20 protein-coding genes and 1 tRNA gene are annotated in these 16,102 nt (G+C 74.2%); 13 read left to right on the top strand and 8 right to left on the bottom strand.

Annotated elements, in window-relative coordinates; genetic code table 11:
- The 5 genes from MNY62_RS14385 to MNY62_RS14365 form a co-directional block, all read left to right on the top strand.
- Nucleotides 1-305, top strand: a 305-nt coding sequence (locus MNY62_RS14385; RefSeq protein ID WP_242344869.1) for a V-type ATPase subunit, incomplete at its 5' end; no start/stop codon positions are given.
- Complete coding sequence (locus MNY62_RS14380; RefSeq protein WP_242344868.1) at nt 302-685, top strand: V-type ATP synthase subunit F; 384 nt, start codon at nt 302-304, stop codon at nt 683-685. The genes MNY62_RS14385 and MNY62_RS14380, both read left to right, overlap by 4 nt.
- Nucleotides 682-2,418 (top strand): V-type ATP synthase subunit A, encoded by a 1,737-nt coding sequence (locus MNY62_RS14375; RefSeq protein ID WP_242344867.1) that lies wholly within the window; start codon nt 682-684, stop codon nt 2,416-2,418. The genes MNY62_RS14380 and MNY62_RS14375 overlap by 4 nt, the downstream gene beginning before the upstream one ends.
- A 3-nt stretch (nt 2,419-2,421) precedes the next feature.
- On the top strand, nt 2,422-3,798 hold the full coding sequence (locus tag MNY62_RS14370; protein WP_242344866.1) for a V-type ATP synthase subunit B: 1,377 nt from the start codon (nt 2,422-2,424) through the stop codon (nt 3,796-3,798).
- A gap of 20 nt (nt 3,799-3,818) precedes the next feature.
- Nucleotides 3,819-4,433 carry a V-type ATP synthase subunit D gene (locus MNY62_RS14365; RefSeq protein ID WP_408629085.1) on the top strand — a complete coding sequence of 205 codons (615 nt, stop codon included), beginning with the start codon at nt 3,819-3,821 and terminating at the stop codon, nt 4,431-4,433.
- A gap of 14 nt (nt 4,434-4,447) precedes the next feature.
- Here the strand turns inward: MNY62_RS14365 and MNY62_RS14360 are convergent, their stop codons facing one another.
- The gene (locus MNY62_RS14360; protein ID WP_242344864.1) at nt 4,448-4,876 is read right to left on the bottom strand and encodes a DUF2267 domain-containing protein; all 429 of its coding nucleotides are present in this window, start codon (nt 4,874-4,876) and stop codon (nt 4,448-4,450) included.
- Between the two features lie 204 nt (nt 4,877-5,080).
- On the opposite strand from MNY62_RS14360, the gene MNY62_RS14355 reads away from it, so the two are divergent.
- Nucleotides 5,081-6,499 carry a sensor histidine kinase gene (locus MNY62_RS14355; RefSeq protein ID WP_242344863.1) on the top strand — a complete coding sequence of 473 codons (1,419 nt, stop codon included), beginning with the start codon at nt 5,081-5,083 and terminating at the stop codon, nt 6,497-6,499.
- A gap of 4 nt (nt 6,500-6,503) precedes the next feature.
- Here MNY62_RS14355 and MNY62_RS14350 read toward each other — a convergent pair whose 3' ends face one another.
- Nucleotides 6,504-7,202, bottom strand: a complete 699-nt coding sequence (locus MNY62_RS14350; RefSeq protein ID WP_242344862.1) for a pirin family protein — start codon at nt 7,200-7,202, stop codon at nt 6,504-6,506.
- A gap of 324 nt (nt 7,203-7,526) precedes the next feature.
- Here MNY62_RS14350 and MNY62_RS14345 point away from each other — a divergent pair, with 324 nt between their 5' ends.
- Together MNY62_RS14345 and MNY62_RS14340 are read left to right on the top strand one after the other, a co-directional pair.
- Nucleotides 7,527-8,339, top strand: a complete 813-nt coding sequence (locus MNY62_RS14345; protein WP_242344861.1) for a glycosyltransferase family 2 protein — start codon at nt 7,527-7,529, stop codon at nt 8,337-8,339.
- Nucleotides 8,340-8,381: 42 nt separating this feature from the next.
- The gene (locus MNY62_RS14340) at nt 8,382-9,188 is read left to right on the top strand and encodes a glycosyltransferase family 2 protein (RefSeq protein ID WP_242344860.1); all 807 of its coding nucleotides are present in this window, start codon (nt 8,382-8,384) and stop codon (nt 9,186-9,188) included.
- A 230-nt stretch (nt 9,189-9,418) separates the two neighbouring features.
- Here MNY62_RS14340 and MNY62_RS14335 read toward each other — a convergent pair whose 3' ends face one another.
- Nucleotides 9,419-10,177, bottom strand: coding sequence for a polysaccharide deacetylase family protein (locus MNY62_RS14335; protein ID WP_242344859.1), 759 nt, complete (start codon nt 10,175-10,177; stop codon nt 9,419-9,421).
- A 295-nt stretch (nt 10,178-10,472) separates the two neighbouring features.
- Between MNY62_RS14335 and MNY62_RS14330 the strand changes: the two genes are divergently transcribed.
- From MNY62_RS14330 to MNY62_RS14320, 3 genes are read left to right on the top strand one after another with little or no spacing between them, the layout of a single operon-like run.
- Complete coding sequence (locus MNY62_RS14330) at nt 10,473-10,805, top strand: ArsR/SmtB family transcription factor (protein WP_242344858.1); 333 nt, start codon at nt 10,473-10,475, stop codon at nt 10,803-10,805.
- A complete protein-coding gene (locus tag MNY62_RS14325) occupies nt 10,802-11,368 on the top strand; it encodes an SRPBCC family protein (RefSeq protein ID WP_242344857.1) in 567 nt (188 codons plus the stop codon). Before MNY62_RS14330 ends, MNY62_RS14325 begins: the two co-directional genes overlap by 4 nt.
- Nucleotides 11,369-11,385: 17 nt before the next feature.
- Complete coding sequence (locus MNY62_RS14320) at nt 11,386-11,808, top strand: DoxX family protein (RefSeq protein WP_242344856.1); 423 nt, start codon at nt 11,386-11,388, stop codon at nt 11,806-11,808.
- A gap of 96 nt (nt 11,809-11,904) precedes the next feature.
- Here MNY62_RS14320 and MNY62_RS14315 read toward each other — a convergent pair whose 3' ends face one another.
- Entirely contained in the window at nt 11,905-12,276 is a 372-nt protein-coding gene (locus MNY62_RS14315; RefSeq protein ID WP_242344855.1) for a type II toxin-antitoxin system PemK/MazF family toxin, read from the bottom strand.
- A 41-nt stretch (nt 12,277-12,317) separates the two neighbouring features.
- On the opposite strand from MNY62_RS14315, the gene MNY62_RS14310 reads away from it, so the two are divergent.
- Nucleotides 12,318-12,602: a hypothetical protein gene (locus tag MNY62_RS14310; protein ID WP_242344854.1), complete on the top strand. Its 285-nt coding sequence runs from the start codon at nt 12,318-12,320 to the stop codon at nt 12,600-12,602.
- Between the two features lie 18 nt (nt 12,603-12,620).
- Here MNY62_RS14310 and MNY62_RS14305 read toward each other — a convergent pair.
- Nucleotides 12,621-12,696, bottom strand: a tRNA-Asn gene (locus MNY62_RS14305).
- A gap of 328 nt (nt 12,697-13,024) precedes the next feature.
- Between MNY62_RS14305 and MNY62_RS14300 the strand changes: the two genes are divergently transcribed.
- Nucleotides 13,025-13,813, top strand: coding sequence for a SirB1 family protein (locus MNY62_RS14300; protein WP_242344853.1), 789 nt, complete (start codon nt 13,025-13,027; stop codon nt 13,811-13,813).
- Between the two features lie 30 nt (nt 13,814-13,843).
- Here MNY62_RS14300 and MNY62_RS14295 read toward each other — a convergent pair whose 3' ends face one another.
- From MNY62_RS14295 to MNY62_RS14285, 3 genes are all read right to left on the bottom strand, one after another.
- The gene (locus tag MNY62_RS14295) at nt 13,844-14,227 is read right to left on the bottom strand and encodes a (2Fe-2S) ferredoxin domain-containing protein (RefSeq protein WP_242344852.1); all 384 of its coding nucleotides are present in this window, start codon (nt 14,225-14,227) and stop codon (nt 13,844-13,846) included.
- An 80-nt stretch (nt 14,228-14,307) separates the two neighbouring features.
- The gene (locus MNY62_RS14290) at nt 14,308-15,096 is read right to left on the bottom strand and encodes an SDR family NAD(P)-dependent oxidoreductase (RefSeq protein WP_242344851.1); all 789 of its coding nucleotides are present in this window, start codon (nt 15,094-15,096) and stop codon (nt 14,308-14,310) included.
- Nucleotides 15,093-16,001 carry an HAD family hydrolase gene (locus MNY62_RS14285; protein WP_242344870.1) on the bottom strand — a complete coding sequence of 303 codons (909 nt, stop codon included), beginning with the start codon at nt 15,999-16,001 and terminating at the stop codon, nt 15,093-15,095. The genes MNY62_RS14290 and MNY62_RS14285 overlap by 4 nt, the downstream gene beginning before the upstream one ends.
- Between the last annotated feature and the right edge of the window lie 101 nt (nt 16,002-16,102).

The following is a 16,102-nucleotide window of genomic DNA, read 5'->3' as shown; positions in this document are numbered from 1 at the left end:
GCGAGGCGCTCCGCCGCGTCGCGGCGCTGCGCGACGGCGCCGCCGTGCGCGACGCGCTCGCCGGGGCGCTCGGGCTCGCGGCGTCCGACCTCGCGACCCCCTGGGGCGCAGAGCGCGCCCTCGAGCGGCGGATGGTCGGGGCCCTGCGGCGCGAGGCGCGGAGCCGGCCGCTCTCGCTCGCGGTGCCCCTCGCCTACCTCGCGGCGCGGCGCGCCGAGGTGCGCCGCGTGGCGCTCGTGCTTCGCGGCGCCGCGCTCGGGCTCCCGGCGGACGAGATCCTCGATCTCGCCGAGGAGGGCTCGTGACGCACGCCGCTCGGGCGGGGCAGGGCGCCGCGGGGCCACCGCTCCGGCTCGTGGTCGTGGTCCGACCGGGCGACGCGCTCGGGTTCCGGCTCGCCGGCGCCACCGTGGAGGAGGTCGGGCGCGGCGAGGAGGGCGCGTCGCTCCGGCGGCTCGCCGCCGCACCGGACGCGGGCGTGCTCGCCGTCGAGGAGGAGGTCCTCGCGGCGGCGGGGCCGCGCCCGCTGCGGCGCGCGCGGGAGCGGGGCCTCCCGGTCGTGCTGCCGTTCGCGCTGCCGCGCCGCTGGGGCGAGGAGGGGCGAGGCCGCGCCTACGTCGCAGCCCTCATCCGTCGCGCGGTCGGGTACGGCGTGAAGCTCGGCGCCGCGGGGGAGGGACCATGACGGGCAGGCTCGTCCGGATCGCGGGGCCGACGGTCGTCGCGGACGGGCTCGCCGGGGCCGGGCTGAACGAGATCGTGTGGGTCGGAGAGGAGCGTCTCCTCGGCGAGGTGATCCGGCTCGAGCGCGATCTCGCGACGATCCAGGTCTACGAGGAGACGGCGGGGCTCGCGCTCGGAGAGCCCGCGGAGCCGACGGGCGAGCCGCTCGCGGTGGAGCTCGGGCCGGGTCTCCTCGGTTCGGTCTTCGACGGCGTCCAGCGCCCCCTCGACGCCCTCGCCGCGCGCCAGGGCGACTTCCTCGGGCGCGGCGCCCGCCTGCCGGCGCTCGATCGGACGCGGCGCTGGGAGCTCGAGGCGAGCGTCCGCGCGGGCGACGATATCCTCCCCGGCGCCGCGCTCGGGATCGCGCGCTCGGGCGCGTCCGCGCACCCCGTGCTCGCGCCGCCGGGCCTCGGCGGGCGGGTCGCCGAGGTCCGCGCTGGCGCGGTCACCGTCGACGAGCCGGTCGTGCGGCTCGTGGGCGGCGCGGAGATCGCGCTCGCCCACCGCTGGCCGGTGCGCCGGCCGCGCCCCATCCGCCGGCGGCTCGCGCCCGACGTCCCGTTCCTCACCGGGCAGCGCGTGCTCGACTGCTTCTTCCCGGTCTCCTCGGGCGGCACGGCGATGGTCCCGGGCGGCTTCGGGACCGGCAAGACCGTGCTCGAGCAGAGCCTCGCGAAGCACGCCGCGGCGGACGTGGTCGTCTACGTCGGCTGCGGCGAGCGCGGCAACGAGATGGCCGAGGTGCTCGACGAGCTCCCGAAGCTCGACGACCCCCGCACGGGCGGCCCGCTCCTCGGCCGCACCGTGCTCGTCGTGAACACCTCGAACATGCCGGTCGCCGCGCGCGAGGCCTCGATCTACACGGGCTGCACCATCGCCGAGTACTTCCGGGACATGGGCCGCTCGGTCGCGCTCATGATCGACTCCACCTCCCGCTGGGCCGAGGCGCTGCGCGAGATCTCGGCGAGGCTCGAGGAGATGCCGGGCGAGGAGGGCTACCCGACCTACCTCGCGTCGCGGCTCGCGCGGTTCTACGAGCGCGCCGGCCGCGTCGAGACGCTCGCGTGCGGGGAGGGCTCGGTCACCGTGGTGGGCGCCGTCTCGCCGCCGGGCGGCGATCTCTCGGAGCCAGTGACGCAGTGCTCGCTCCGCGCGACGGGCGTGCTGTGGGCGCTCTCGGCCGACCTCGCGCACCGCCGCCACTACCCGGCCCTGGACTGGAGCGTGTCGTTCTCGCTCGAGGCGGAGCGGCTCCGCGGCTGGTTCGAACGCGAGGCGGGGGAGGGGTTCGGCGCGCTGCGCGAGGAGGCGATGCAGCTCCTGCAGCGCGAGCGTGAGCTCGTCGAGGTCGCCGAGCTCGTGGGCACCGAGTCGCTGCAGGACGCGGAGCGGCTCGTGCTCGAGTCGGCGCGGCTGCTCCGAGAGGGGTTCCTCCGGCAGAGCGCCTATGACCCCGTCGACGCGAGCTGCCCCCCGCGCAAGGCCCTCGAGATGCTCAGGCTCCACCTCGAGCTCCACGGCCGCGCGGCGAACGCCGTCGCGGCGGGCGTGCCGCTCCGCTCCATCCTCGAGGCCGGGCTCGGCACCCGGCTCCTCCGCCTCGGCTCCGTGCCGGCGGAGGCGATCGCGGGCGGCGCCGAGGCGCTCCGCGCCGAGATCGGCCAGGCCATCGCGCGCCTCGAGGCGGAGTGAGCGATGGACCTCGTGACGCGGCGGGTGCGCGGGGCGGAGGGGATCGCGGGGCCGCTCCTGTTCCTCGAGGGGGTGCCGCGCGCGCGGCTCGGCGAGATCGTCCGCATCCGCGCCGGAGGCGAGGAGCGCCGCGGCCAGATCATCGAGCTCGCCGGGGCCCGCGTCGCGATCCAGGTGCTCGAGGAGACGCGCGGCCTCGCGCCGGCGCGCGCCGAGGTGACGCTCACCGGCGAGGTGGCGGCCCTCGGCGTCTCGCGCGGCATGCTCGGGCGCGTGCTCGACGGCCTCGGCCGCCCCGTGGACGGGCTGCCGCCGCCCATCGCGGAGGCGCGCCTCCCCATCCACGGCGCCGCGCTAAACGTCACGCGGCGCGAGAAGCCCGCAGACTTCATCGAGACCGGCATCTCCGCGATCGACGGCATGAACACGCTCGTCCGCGGGCAGAAGCTCCCGGTGTTCTCCTGCGCGGGCCTGCCGGCGGGCCGGCTCGCGGCGCAGCTCGTGTGCCAGGCGCGCGTCCGCGGCGGCGAGCGCTTCGCGGTGGTGTTCGCCGCGATGGGCGCGCCGTTCCGCGAGTACGACGCGTACCTCGAGGCGTTCCGGCGAGCGGGCGTGCTCGATCGAACCGTCGTGTTCCTGAACCGCGCCGAGGATCCGCCCATCGAGCGGCTGATGACGCCCCGCTGCGCGCTCACCTGCGCCGAGCACCTCGCCTTCGGCCACGGGCTGCACGTCCTCGTCGTGCTCACCGACATGACGAGCTACTGCGAGGCGCTCCGCGAGGTCGCGCTCGCGCGCGAGGAGGTGCCCGGCCGACGCGGCTACCCCGGCTACATGTACACGGACCTCGCGACCCTCTACGAGCGGGCCGGGCGGATCGCGGGGCGGCCGGGCTCGATCACGCAGGTCCCGGTGCTGACCATGCCGGACGACGATCTCACCCACCCGATCCCGGATCTCTCCGGGTACATCACCGAGGGGCAGATCGTCCTCTCCCGCGATCTCGACCGGCGCGGCGTCTATCCGCCCATCGACGTGCTGCCCTCGCTCTCGCGGCTCATGGGGCTCGGCGTCGGCCCGGGCCGCACCCGCGCCGATCACCGGCCGGTCGCGGACCAGCTCTACGCGCTCTACGCGCGGGGGCGCGACGTGCGCCGGATGGCCGCGATCGTGGGCGCGGCGAACCTCGGCGAGGAGGAGCGGCGGCTCCTCGAAGTGGCCGACCGGTTCGAGCGCGAGCTCGTCGGGCAGGGCGACGCTTTCCGCTCGATCGAGGACACGCTCGAGCTCGGCTGGAAGCTCCTCGCGCCGTTCCCGGCCGAGGCGCTCGCCCGCATCCCGGCGGCGGTGCTCGAGGCGCGCCGGAAGGAGGCCCGGTGAACCACACACCCACCACGCGCATGGGCCTCCTGGAGGTGCGGGGACGCGCCGAGGTGGCGTCGAAGGGTGCGCGCCTGCTCCGCGCCAAGCGCGAGGTCCTCGCCGGGGAGCTCTGGAGGCTCATGCGCGACGTGCTCGCCGGGCGCGCGCGGCTCGACGAGGTGCTGCGCGAGGCGGTGAAGGCGCTCGGCCTCTCTCGCGCGCTAGACGGGGAGGAGGCGCTCGCCTCGCTTGCGCTGGCGGCCGGGCGCGAGGTGCCGCTGCAGGTGAGCGTGCGGCGGGTGTGGGGCGTGCCGACGCCCTCGGTCTCGGCGCCGCCGCTCGTACGCGCGGCGGACGAGCGCGGCAGCGCGCCGACGAGCTGGGGGCTCGCGGGCGCGGAGGCGGCCCGGCGCCACGAGGAGGCGCTCGAGGTGCTGCTCAAGATCGCCTCGCGCGAGCTCCACCTCGCCCGCCTGGGCGAGGAGATCCAGGCCACCTCCCGGCGCATCAACGCGCTCGAGCAGCTCGTGCTCCCCGCGCTCGCGTCGGAGGCGGGGCGCATCGACGCGGCGCTCGAGGAGCGCGACCGCGAGGACGTCGTGCGGCTGAAGCGGTTCCGCGCGCGGGGCGCGCGCTCGCGGCCGGGGCGCTGAAGCGCGCGCCTCGCTCACGACGGCCGGCGCCAGAGCGGCTCGAGCTCGAGCGGCAGCTCCTGCCCGACGAGCTCGGCGTCGGCCTCCTCCATCTGCGCGCGGAGCGCCGCGAACACCGCGCGGACCGCCGGCTCGACGTCCTGCGGATCTCGCTCGAGGTCCTCCGCCACGATCGCGTAGAAGTCGTCGGCGGAGCGGAGCGGGCGCGGCGGCCGAGCCGCGTGGCGCTCACAGGCGGCGAGACGGCTGCCGAACGGCTCGGGCAGGTGCTCGCGGAGATCGTCGAACTCCGGACGCTGGATGCGCTGCGCGAGCGCGCACATCACGGCCTCGACCGCGCGCGCCGCCTCGGCCCGGCGAGGGAGCCCCTCGCGCGCGAGGGCGGTCACGAGGGCCTGGAAGTTCGCGTCCTGGAGTGGGTCGTGGTCGCCGGGGAGAGCCATGCCGCCAAGATCGTCACGCGAGGACGACACGGCAGCGCCCGCGCGGTCGGCGGTCCCCCTCACGGGGACGGATGCGCGCATCCCCAAACGGGCAAAGAACGCTGCACCGGGTGCGGGCGTGCGGTGATACGACCGCGAGCCGTCATGCGCGGAGTGGATCCAAACTGGGCGGCCGGCGGGCCGCGCGTCGCGCGGTTCGGTCCGATGGCCTTCCTCGTCCTGTCCCTCGCGGCCGTCGCCGTGGGCGCCGCCGCGTTCGGCGCGCTGCGCGAGGCGGCCACGCTCGACGCGGTGGTCTCGGCCGAGCTCGCGCCGCTCCACGACGAGCTCCGCACGACCGCCCCGGCGCTCGCTCGCGCGCACGACGAGGCGCTCGAGGCCGCGCGATCGCAGCTCGCAGGGAGCATCCACGCGGCCTCGCGCGCGCTGCTCGCCGCGGTCGCGGTCGCGCTCGCCCTCGCCGCGGGGGCCTTCGCCGTCGCACGGCGCTCGGTCCGCGCGCTCGCCCGCAGCGAGTCGCGTTACCGCGCCGCCTTCGAGAACGCCGCGATCGGCATCGCCCACGTCGGGCTCGACGGGCGCTGGCTGCGCGTCAACCACCGCTACGCCGAGATGCTCGGGTACACCGAGGAGGAGCTCCGCGCGCTCCGCTTCCAGGACCTGACGCACCCCGAGGACGTCGCCGAGAACGAGGCGCGCGGTCGCCGGCTCGCCGCGGGCGAGGACGAGCTCTACAACGTTGAGAAGCGCTACGTCCGCCGCGACGGGCGGGCCACCTGGGTGAACCTCACGGTCGCGCTGGTGCGCGACGCCGCGGGCCGGCCGAGCTACTTCATCTCGGCGGCCGAGCCGATAGACCGGCGCAAGGCGGTCGAGGACGAGCTGCGGGACGCGGTGCGCGCTCGGGACGAGTTCCTGCACGTGGCCTCGCACGAGCTCAGGACGCCGCTCACGAGCCTGCGGCTCCAGCTCGAGGGCCTGCAGATCGGCGCCGCGCGCGGCGCGGCCTCCCCCGAGCGGATCGCGGCGAAGGCCGGGGCGGCCCTGCGGCAGCAGGCGCGGCTCGCGCGGCTCGTGGACGAGCTGCTCGACGTGTCGCGGCTCGACCGGGGTGAGCTGCGGATCGCGCCGCGCGAGGCGGACCTCGCCGCGGCCGTGCGTGCCGCCGCCGAGCGGCTCGAAGATGCCGCGTCGCGCGTGGGGAGCACCTTGCGTCTCGACCTGCCGGAGGCGCTGCCGGCGCGGATCGATCCCGACGAGATCGAGCGGGCCGTGGGGCACGTGCTCGCGAACGCCCTCAAGTACGGCGCGGGGAAGCCGGTGGACGTGGGGCTCGTGCGCCGGGGCGAGGCGGGGCTCGTCGTGGTCCGCGACCGCGGCATCGGCGTCGATCCGTCGGTCCGGGAGCGGATCTTCGAGCGCTTCGAGCGGGCGGTCTCACCGCGCAACTACGGCGGGCTCGGGCTCGGGCTGTTCGTGGCGCGCCGGGTGATCGAGGCGCACGGGGGTCGCATCGCCGTCGAGGACGCGCCGGGGGAGGGCGCCACCTTCCGGATCGAGCTCCCGCTCGGTGGGCCCGAGGCGCTCGGCGGCGAGGCCGGGCGGCCCGCGTCGACGGGGTGAGCCGTCAGGCGAGGTCGAACACCAGCACCTCGGCCGCGTCGATCCCCTCGAGTCGAAGCTCGCGCTCGTCGCTCACGGCCGCGCCGTCGCCGGCCGAGAGCGTCTCGTCGCCGACCCGCAGGCTTCCGCGCGCGACCTGGACCCAGGCGTGCCGGCCCGCGGCGACCGGAAGCGTGGCCCGCTCCCCCGCGTCGAGGAGCCCCGCGTACACCCGTGCGTCCTGGTGGACCGTGACGCTGCCGTCTGCGCCGTCCTGGGAGGCGACGAGCCGCAGCCGTCCGCGCCGCTCCTCCTCGGCGAACTTCTTCTGCTCGTACCCGGGGAGCAGCCCACGGCGCTCGGGAAGGATCCAGATCTGCAGGAAGCGGACGGGCTCGGAGTCGGAGCCGTTGAACTCGCTGTGCAGGACGCCGGTCCCGGCGGTCATGCGCTGCACCTCGCCCGGCCCGATGCTCGAGCCGGTGCCCATCGAGTCGCGGTGCGCGAGGGTGCCGGACAGCACGTACGAGAGGATCTCCATGTCCCGGTGGCCGTGGGTCCCGAACCCCTGGCCCGGCGCGACGCGGTCCTCGTTGATGACGCGGAGCGTGCGGAACCCCATGTGCCGGGCATCGTGGTAGTCGGCGAACGAGAAGGTGTGGCGGGTGTCGAGCCAGCCGTGGTCGAAGTGGCCTCGGTCCTCGGAGCGGCGGACGGTGATCATGGGCCCGTTCTTGGCGGCGAGCGGCGCCGGGATCAACGCCACCCCTGTGGCCCCGGGCCCGGCGTCCTTCGGCGCGTCGGCCCTTGCCGGCGCACCCGTCGCCTGGCGTCGCGCTCGGGGGACGCTCGGCGGGTGCCTCGTTCGATGAAGCCCACCTGGGCCCCCTCGATCGTCGCAGCGGCGCGCCGCGGCCTCTCGGCTGCGCTCGCGGCGCTGTCGGTCCAGCCCGTGGTCGTGTGCTGCTCGCGGTGATGCTCACTTGACCTGGCCGAACGTGTCTGGTCTTCCTACGGCTGCGGCGCCGCGCCGCCCCCCCACGTCTCGATGCGCCTCGGCGGATACGTCATCCACGGCGACAACGCCGACACGCTCGGCCGCTGCCTCGAGTCGATCGCCGCGGTCGCGGACGAGCTCGTCGCGGTCGACTCCTGCTCGACGGACGGCTCGGCAGCGCTGGCGCGCGCGCGCGGCTTCCGCTCCGTCGTCCACCCGTGGGCGGGTTACGGAGCCGCGCGGGCCGCCGCGGCCCGGGAGCTCCACAGCTGCGACTACATCTTCTTCCTCGACTCGGACGAGTGGCTGCTCCCCGACGCCGTCGAGGCGCTCCGCGCCTGGAAGTCGAGCGCGCCCGCGGAGCCGTACTGCGCGCTGGTGCGGCGTGACTGGGCGGAGCTTCCGACCGGCCGCTTCCTGTTCAGGACGGAGAACCACGTCCGGCTCGTGCGCGCGGACCACGCCCGCTGGGATGCGGCGATGATCGTCCACGAGGCGCTCCCGTCCGCGCGCAAGGTCTACCTGCCCATCGCCCTCGAGCACCGGTTCGCGACCGACGCCGCCTCGCTTCGCGCGAAGGCGGATCGCTACGCGCTCCTGTGGGCGCTGCGCTTCCACGCGGAGGGCCGCCGCCCGAAGCGACCGGCCGTGCAGAAGCTCGTGCACCTCGCGCGCGAGGCGGTGCTGAAGGGCGCTGTGTTCCGCGGCGGGCTCGAGGGTCTCCGCCTCGCCGAGGCCGTGGCGCATCACCAGTCGCGCAAGTACGCGCTCCTCGCCGAGCTCCGCGGCGGCGCGTACCCTGAGTTCGTCCGGGCGCTCCGCGAGGGACGCCTCGAGGACCTCTACCGGATGCTCCCCGTGTGAACCGAGCGGGGGGCCGCGCCTTTGCGCTAGCATGCTCCCCTCATGCGCCTCGGCGGCTTCGTCATCCACGGCGACGCGACGGCGACCCTCGGCCCCTGCCTCGACGGCCTCGTCGCCGTCTGCGACGAGGTGGTGGCGGTCGACTGCGGCTCACGGAACGGTTCGGCCGAGATCGCCCGCGCCCGCGGCGTGCGCCGGCTGGAGCATCCATGGGAGGGGTTCGGGGCCGCGCGGGCTGCAGCGGCCGAGGCGCTCCGCGGCTGCGACTGGCTCCTCTTCCTCGACTCCGACGAGCGGCTCACGCCCGAGGCCATCGCGGTGCTCCGCCGGTGGCGCGCGTCAGAGCCGCGCGTCGCGCGCTACTCGCTGCCGGTCCGCGACTGGGCGGAGCTCCCCGGAAAGCGCTTCCTCTACCGCGTCGAGTGGCACGTGCGGCTCGTGCGCGCGGACGCCGCGCGCTGGGACCCGAGCATGATCGTCCACGAGGCGCTACCGCCGGCGGAGACGGAGCGGCTCGACGCCGTCATCGAGCACCGCTTCGCGACGTCGATCACGGCGCGCTTCGCGAAGGGGGAGCGATACGCCATGCTCTGGGCGCTCCGCTTCGCCGACGCGGAGCGGAGCGTGAAGCCCGCCTGGCTGCAGCGCCCGTTCCACGTGCTCCGCGACTGCGTCGCAAAGGGCGCGCTGTTCCGGGGCGGACTCACCGCCGTGCGGCTCGCCTGGGCCGTGTCGCGTTACCACTCGCGGAAGTACACGCTGCTCGCGGAGGTCCGCGCGGGCGCGCACCCGGAGCTCGTGGCGGCGTTCCGCGCGAGCCGATATCGCGAGATCTTCGAGCGGCTCTAAACGACAGCTCGCGATTCGCGATCACCTTCGGTGTCGCGCATCGCGCTGTCGTTTAGCCATGTTCTGACGGGGGCTGCGCCCCCGCCCCGCCGAGCACAGCTCGTCGGGGCCCCACCCCGGCCCGCCGGGTCCCGTGCGCCACCGCGGGCGGCTTCGCCGCTATCGCGGTGTCGCCCCGGCGGGCTCGCTTCGCTCGTTGTCTGTTTCCGAATCATGCTCGGTCGTTTGCCCTAGCGCGCCGTACCCGCGCCGCCGACGAGCGGCGGGCGGTGCAGCGGCAGGAGCCCGACCTCCACGAGCGCGAGCTTGAGCGCGCGGACCGCGTGGAGCGCGTGCTGCCCCCCGATCGTCACGCGGGGGAGCTGGAAGGGATCGTCGTCCTCGCGCGCGACGCCGCGTCGCGTGGTGAGGGCGCTCTCGAAGCCCGCCTCGCGGACCGCGTGCAGCGTCTCCGCGGAGTAGGAGCCGTAGGGGAAGGCGAACGACCGCGGAGGCGAGCCGAGCTCGCGCGCGAGCGCCTCGCGCGAGGCGGCGACGAGGCGCCGCTGCTCGTCGGCGGGCAGTCGCGCGAGCCGCCGGTGCGCCGCGCCGTGGCTGCCGACCTCCCAGCCCGCGTCGCGGAGCTTCCGCAGATCGTCCCAGCTCGCCATGTCGCTCGCGCCGGTCCCGGTCTCCTCGTCGAACGAGACGGCCTGGCGCCCGACCTCGCCCGTCACGACGTAGACCGTCCCCGGGACCCCCAGGGCGCGCAGCGCGGGCAGCCCGAGGTCGACGTTGTCCCTGAAGCCGTCGTCGAACGTGACGCAGGCGAGCCGCCCGGCATCCGTCGCCAGCGCCTCCGAGACCGTGGTGAAGCGGTACCCGAGCGCGCGCAGGAAGCGGACGTGGAGCGCGATGAGCCCGGGCGTCACCCACAGCTTGCGGCGCAGCACGTCCCGGGGCGGCGCCCCCACGTGGTGGTAAAGCAGGATGAAGACGCGGCGGCCCATCGCTCGCGCGACCCGGAAGCGGTGGGTCGCATGTCTTTCTCTACCGCAAGCGCGCGCGTCGCGCGAACCTGGTGGAGCCGGGCGGCGTGCAAGAAGCTGGCGGCGATCCTCCAGGCAAAGCTCGACGCCAGGAGCCTGGCGGGCTCGGCGGCTTGGAAGAGGGCGAGCGCCGTGATCGCCTCCCCGCGCAGGCGAGGCGGCAGGCAAGGTCGCCTCTCGGGGCTCCCGTAGGGGCGCCCATGAATCCAGTGTATGACTTGACGAGCATATGAACCGATAAGTATATACGCGGTTCATGGACTCATCGTTCGCGATCATCGCGGAGCCGAACCGCCGGGCCATCCTCGGCCTGCTGGCGTCGTCGGAGCGGTCCGTCGGCGAGATCGAGCGCCGGCTGCGGATGCCTCAAACTTCGGTGTCCAAGCACCTCCGCGTGCTGCGCGAGGCCGGCTTCGTGGAGTCGCGCGTCGAAGCCCAGCGGCGCGTCTATTGGATCCGGCCCGAGCCGCTCATGGAGGTCGACGCCTGGCTCGCTCCTTTCCGGCACTTCTGGACGGCTCACGTCGATGCGCTCGAACGCCATCTCGATCGGATGGGGCGGGCACCAAGGAAGGGAAAGAACCGATGAGCACCCGTGAGAAGTACGTGCCCGGCCCGGCGGCCGGAGCCGAGGTCCAGAAGGACGGAGAGAAGTGGACGCTCATTCTCGTCCGCGACCTCCGTCATCCGCCGGCGATGGTGTGGCAGGCGCTGACCGATCCTGCGCACCTGTCCGAATGGGCGCCGTTCGACGCCGATCGGAACCTGGCGGCCGTGGGGCCGGTGAAGCTCTCGACGGTCGGGACGCCGACGGCGCAGGTCTCGGAGACCACCGTGAAGCGGGCCGAGGCGCCGAGGCTGCTCGAGTACAGCTGGGGTGGCAACGACCTCCGGTGGGAGCTCGAACCGCTCGGCAGCGGCACGCGCCTCACGCTCTGGCACAACATCGATCGCCGCTTCATCTCGTGGGGCGCCGCGGGCTGGCACATCTGCTTCGACGTCCTCGAGCGCCTCCTTGCGGGTGAGCCGATTGGACGCATCGTCGGCGCCGAGGCCATGAAGTTCGGCGGCTGGCAGCGATTGAACGCCGAGTACGCAGCGCAGTTCGGCGCCGAGACCCCCGGTCGGCCGCCCGACGCCTCGAAGCGTTGAGCGTGGAGGAAGAACCCATGGAATCGACCCTGCAGGAGCCGGCCCTCGTCGCCGCCAAGACCACCCCCAAGGCCATCACGGTCGCCTATTGGACCGCCACCGCACTCTTGTGCCTGCAGCTGGGCTTCACCGCCTACGCGCAACTGCGCCTGCCGCAGGTGGCGGAGGCGTTCACCCACCTCGGCTTCCCCGCCTACTTCAGGGTGGAGCTCTCGTGGGCCAAGCTCCTCGGCGTGGCGCTGCTGCTTGCGCCGGTGCCGGCGCGGCTCAAGGAGTGGGCCTACGCCGGCTTCGCCATCACCCTCGCCTCGGCGCTCATCGCCCACCTCTCGGTGGGCGATGGCCCGGAGGCGTGGGGCTGGGCGGCGGCCACCGGCGTGCTCTGGGGGCTCTCGTACATCTTCTGGCGCCGACTGCAGGCCACGCCGGCGAGCGCCTGACCGCGCACCGCCGGCCGTCGAAGTCGCAGGAGTGCGAGGAGTCGGCGACGTTTGCGATGCTTCCGCGGCATGCACGCCTTCGCGCGCAGTAGGTTCCTACCGGGCGAAGAACGACTTCTGGAGGAACCGCAAGCCAGCGAGGACCTGGTCGACGCGCGCGTCTGACAGCGAACCGATCCGCTCGCCTAGCCGAGTCCTGTCGACGGAAGAGATCTGCGACACGACGACGACACTTTGCTTCGGGAGGCCCGCTTCACCCGGATCGAGCAGCACGTTCCCAGGCTCCTTCGCCTTCCTCCGGTTCGTCGTCAGCGCGCATACGATCACCGTCGAGATCCGCGAGTGGTTGAAGACGTCGTCCTGCACGACGACATGCGGGTGCGAATAGCGCGGTGCCAGTCCGCGCGAATCGTCCGGCGCGATCCAGAAGATGTCGCCGCGGTTGATCGTAGGTGGGCGCGCGTCCATCGATTCAGCTCGTTTTCACTGTGAGGGCACGTCGACCAGAGATGTTCACCAAGAAGTCGCTTCTTGGCGAGCACCGTCACCTGACCGTCGCCGCGTTCGACGCGGACGTCCTTGAAGCGCCCGCCGGCGCGGACGACCGAGAGCAGCTCGTGGCCGTCGAAGCGCCGCCACGAGGGAGGGAGCCGGACATGCGGAAATCGAGGTTCACGGAGGAGGGAGGTCGCGTACGCCCTGCGGCAGGCGGCGCGCCGGTCGCCGAGCTCTGCAGGAGGTCCTGGGCGACCGGACCCCAGAAAACGAAGAGGGGTTACGGTATGAGCCCGTAACCCCTCCCGTTTCTAAGATGGCTCCCCAGGCATGACTCGAACATGCGACCCGGTGATTAACAGTCACCTGCTCTGCCAACTGAGCTACTGGGGAATGGCAGGGGCGCGAATCTAGAGAAGGACCGCCGCCTCGTCAAGAGGGTATGCGGCCCGTTTCGGCTTCGGTGTGCGGCCCACGAGCGGCGCCTCGAGCGCGCGATCTTCGGGACGAGGTAGCCGTCGCGCAACCGTCCTCGTGATGGAAGCATGGTCGCTGGTCGCCGCGCGCGGGCGAGCGGGAACGGCAGCTATACTCAGGTCGTGAGGACGCCTCTCCCCCCCTGCAGCGGGCTCGCCGGCCGGCCCGCCGGCCGGGCGGTCGTCGCCGCCAGGATGGCGCGATGAGCGTCGGCGGCCGCGCGCGCGAACGATTCGCCGCGGTGATGGCCCGCGAACCCGTCCCGCTCGACGAGGCGGCGCTCGCGATCGCCGCGGAGGAGTACCCGCGCCTCGACGAGGCGGCGTATCTCGCCCGGCTCGACGCGCTCGCGGCGCGGGTCGTCGCGCGTTCCCCGGCGCCTGCGCGTGCGGCCTCGCTGCTCCGCGCGCTCCGCGAGGTGCTGGCCGGGGAGGAGGGGCTGCGCGGCGGGCCGGCGGAGTACGACGACCCGCGCAGCTCGTTCCTGAACGAGGTGCTGGACCGCAAGGTCGGCCTGCCGATCGCGCTCTCCGTCGTGTACATTGAGGTCGGACGCCGCGCCGGGATCGCGCTCGACGGCATCGGGATGCCGGGCCACTTCCTCGTGCGCTACCTGTCGCCCTCGGGCGCCGAGATCTTCGTGGACGCCTTTCACGGCGGAGAGATGCTCTCCGCGGACGACTGCCTCGCCCGCTACCGCGCTCGCACCGGCCGCGATCTCGATCGGCGCCTGCTCGGTCCTTCCACCCCGAGCCAGATCGTGCTGCGCATGCTCGGGAACCTGCGCCGTCTCTACGCCGCCCGGAAGGACGACCTGCGCGCGTGGTGGGTGCTCGACCGGATCCTGCTCGCCGCGCCGAGCCAGCTCGCGGCGCTGCGAGACCGGGGCCTCGCCGCGGCCCGGCTCGGGGCCGCCGAGGCGGCGGCGCGCGATCTCGAGAGCTACCTCGCGCGCGCGCCGCAAGCGCCGGACTCCGACACGGTCCGGGCGACGCTGGTCCAGCTCCACGACGGGCCGCGCCTCGCGAACTGAGCGGCGCGCGCCTCCGGGGGTCGGCGCCGCTCAACGCTCGCCGCCGCCCTCCGGATCGCCTTGCGCGGCCGCGTCGACGGCGCGCGGCGCGGGACCGGCCTCCAGGCGCCGCAGCCGGAGCCGCTCGACCGGCTCGCCGCCCACGAGGTGTCGCTCGACGATCTCCGGGACGTCCGCGACCGAGACGTGCCCGTACCAGACGCCCTCCGGGTAGACGACGATCGACGGTCCGAACGCGCACGCGTCGAGGCAGCCGGCGGCGTTCGCGCGGACCTGCTTCTCGAGTCCGCGGCGCTTGAGCTCCTCCTTCAGCGCCTTGCGGATCCCCGGGGAGCCCTTGCGCCCGCACGAGCCGCGCGGATCGTCCTCGGCGCGCACGTTCTCGCAGACGAACACGTGGTGGCGGAAGCGCATGGGGGGGTCCTAGCGCCGCGGGCGCCCGGCCGCACGCGCGCCGGCAGACGTCGGGTAGTGGACGGGCGCCGTTCCGAGCGTCACGGATCGCGCGCGACGATCTGGCCGCGCGGGACCACCAGCAGCGCGCCGCCCGAGACGCAGAGGTCGTCCCCCACGAGGTGACCGGAGGCCTCGCTCGCGAGGTACAGGCACGCGTGCACGACGTCCGCGACCTCGCCGACGCGCCGGTTCGGGAGGGCACCGGCGATGGCCGCGCCGACGTCCTTCAGCTCCGCCTCCGCCATCGGCGTCCGAACCCAGCCCGGGGACACCATGTTCACCCGCGTGCGCGGCGCGAGCTCGACCGCGAGGCTCATCGCGAGCGACTGGAGCGCGCCCTTCGTCGCCGCGTAGTGGCCGTGGCGCGCCTCGCCGCGCTGCCCGGCGGTGGAGCCGATGAACACGACGTTGCCGCGGCCGTTCCGCCCGAGGTACGGCGCCGCCTCGCGCACGAGGTAGAACGCGCTGAACACGTTGACGCGGAAGATCTCCTCGAGCTGCGGTCCGGCGATCCGGTCGATGGGGCCCTCGTTCCATATCGCCGCGGAGTGGACGATCTGGTCGAGGCCGCCGAGCGCCTTCACCGTCCCGGCGACCAGGCCGACGCAGCCTGCCTCGCTCCCGAGCTCGGCCCCGATCGCCACCGCACGCCCGGGGTGGCGAGCCGCGAGCGCCTCCGCAGCGACGCGGTTCGAGCGGTAGTGGACCGCGACCTTCATGCCCTGATCGAGGAACGCCTCGGCGACGCCGAGGCCGATGCCGGACGAGGCTCCGGTGACGAGGGCACAGCGCCCCGCGAGATCGGAGTAGCTCACCTTCACGCTCATCGCCGCCTCCTCGTGTCGCCCCGCCGGGCCGCCGGCGCGGCCGCCTCGGGCGCCGTCCAGCGGGCTCCGTCCAGCACGTCCAGGATCTGCACGAACGACGCGATCGCGAGCGGCCAGCGCGGCGTGTCGACGTCCGCCACGTGGCGCCGCGTCACCGCCTTCGCCGAGATCACCGCGAGCCGCTCGCGGTACTCCTTCGAGATGTACGTGCCGTACTCGGCCCAGACGCCCACCGCCCCGCAGGCCTGGGCGACCGGCATGTCCTTCTTCGGGTTGTCGCCGACGTAGAGCACCTCGGGCCCCTCGAGCCCGAAGTCGCCGAGGACGCGGCGCAGCCCGGCGGGGCTGGGCTTCTCCGCCGTCCGCGGCAGCTCGACCACCACCGTCTTCTTGGACCGGTAGTCCCCGGCCGCGTCCTTGCGGCGGATCTCGGGGTCGACGTTCTCCGGGAGCTCGTAGCCCTTCAGCGCGTAGACCGCGTCGAAGAGGCCGTCGAGCTCGAGCATCTGGATGCGCAGCTCGAGCGCGTTCCGCGGCGCGTCGGAGAGGGCGATGACCTTGAGGCCGCGGGCGCGGATCTTCTCGAGCGTCTCGCGGACGTGCGGGTAGGGGTGCAGGTAGCGGCGGCGCGCCTCGGCGAACGCGCGCCGCGCGGGGCGGATGACGAGGGCGTCGAACGAGTCGAAGTCCGCCTCGTACGGCCGGAAGAGCGACGACTCCTGGATCGCGAACGGGTACTCGTTCGACTCGTGGCGGGTATAGACCGCCTTCAGGGACTGGACGATCTCGATGCGCGGCCGGCCCGTGGTCTGCTCGAGCGAGGCGACCATCGCCTCGAGGCTCGGGACGATGTAGTCGACCCAAGGGTAGAGCGTGTTGTCGAGGTCGGTGACGATGGCCTTCATGCGCGGCACGCGGCGCATCGTAGCCGGTGGGTCCGCCACCCGCCACGCCCGTGTGCCGACGTGGGCGCGGGTGCGCCGCGCCGCGAGCGGGCGGCGCGGGC

The organism is Anaeromyxobacter terrae (assembly GCF_022690685.1).
Taxonomy (GTDB): Bacteria; Myxococcota; Myxococcia; order Myxococcales; family Anaeromyxobacteraceae; genus Anaeromyxobacter; species Anaeromyxobacter terrae.
The sequence above is the reverse complement of the archived record's forward strand: the minus strand, read 5'-3'. Positions and strand labels throughout refer to the sequence as shown.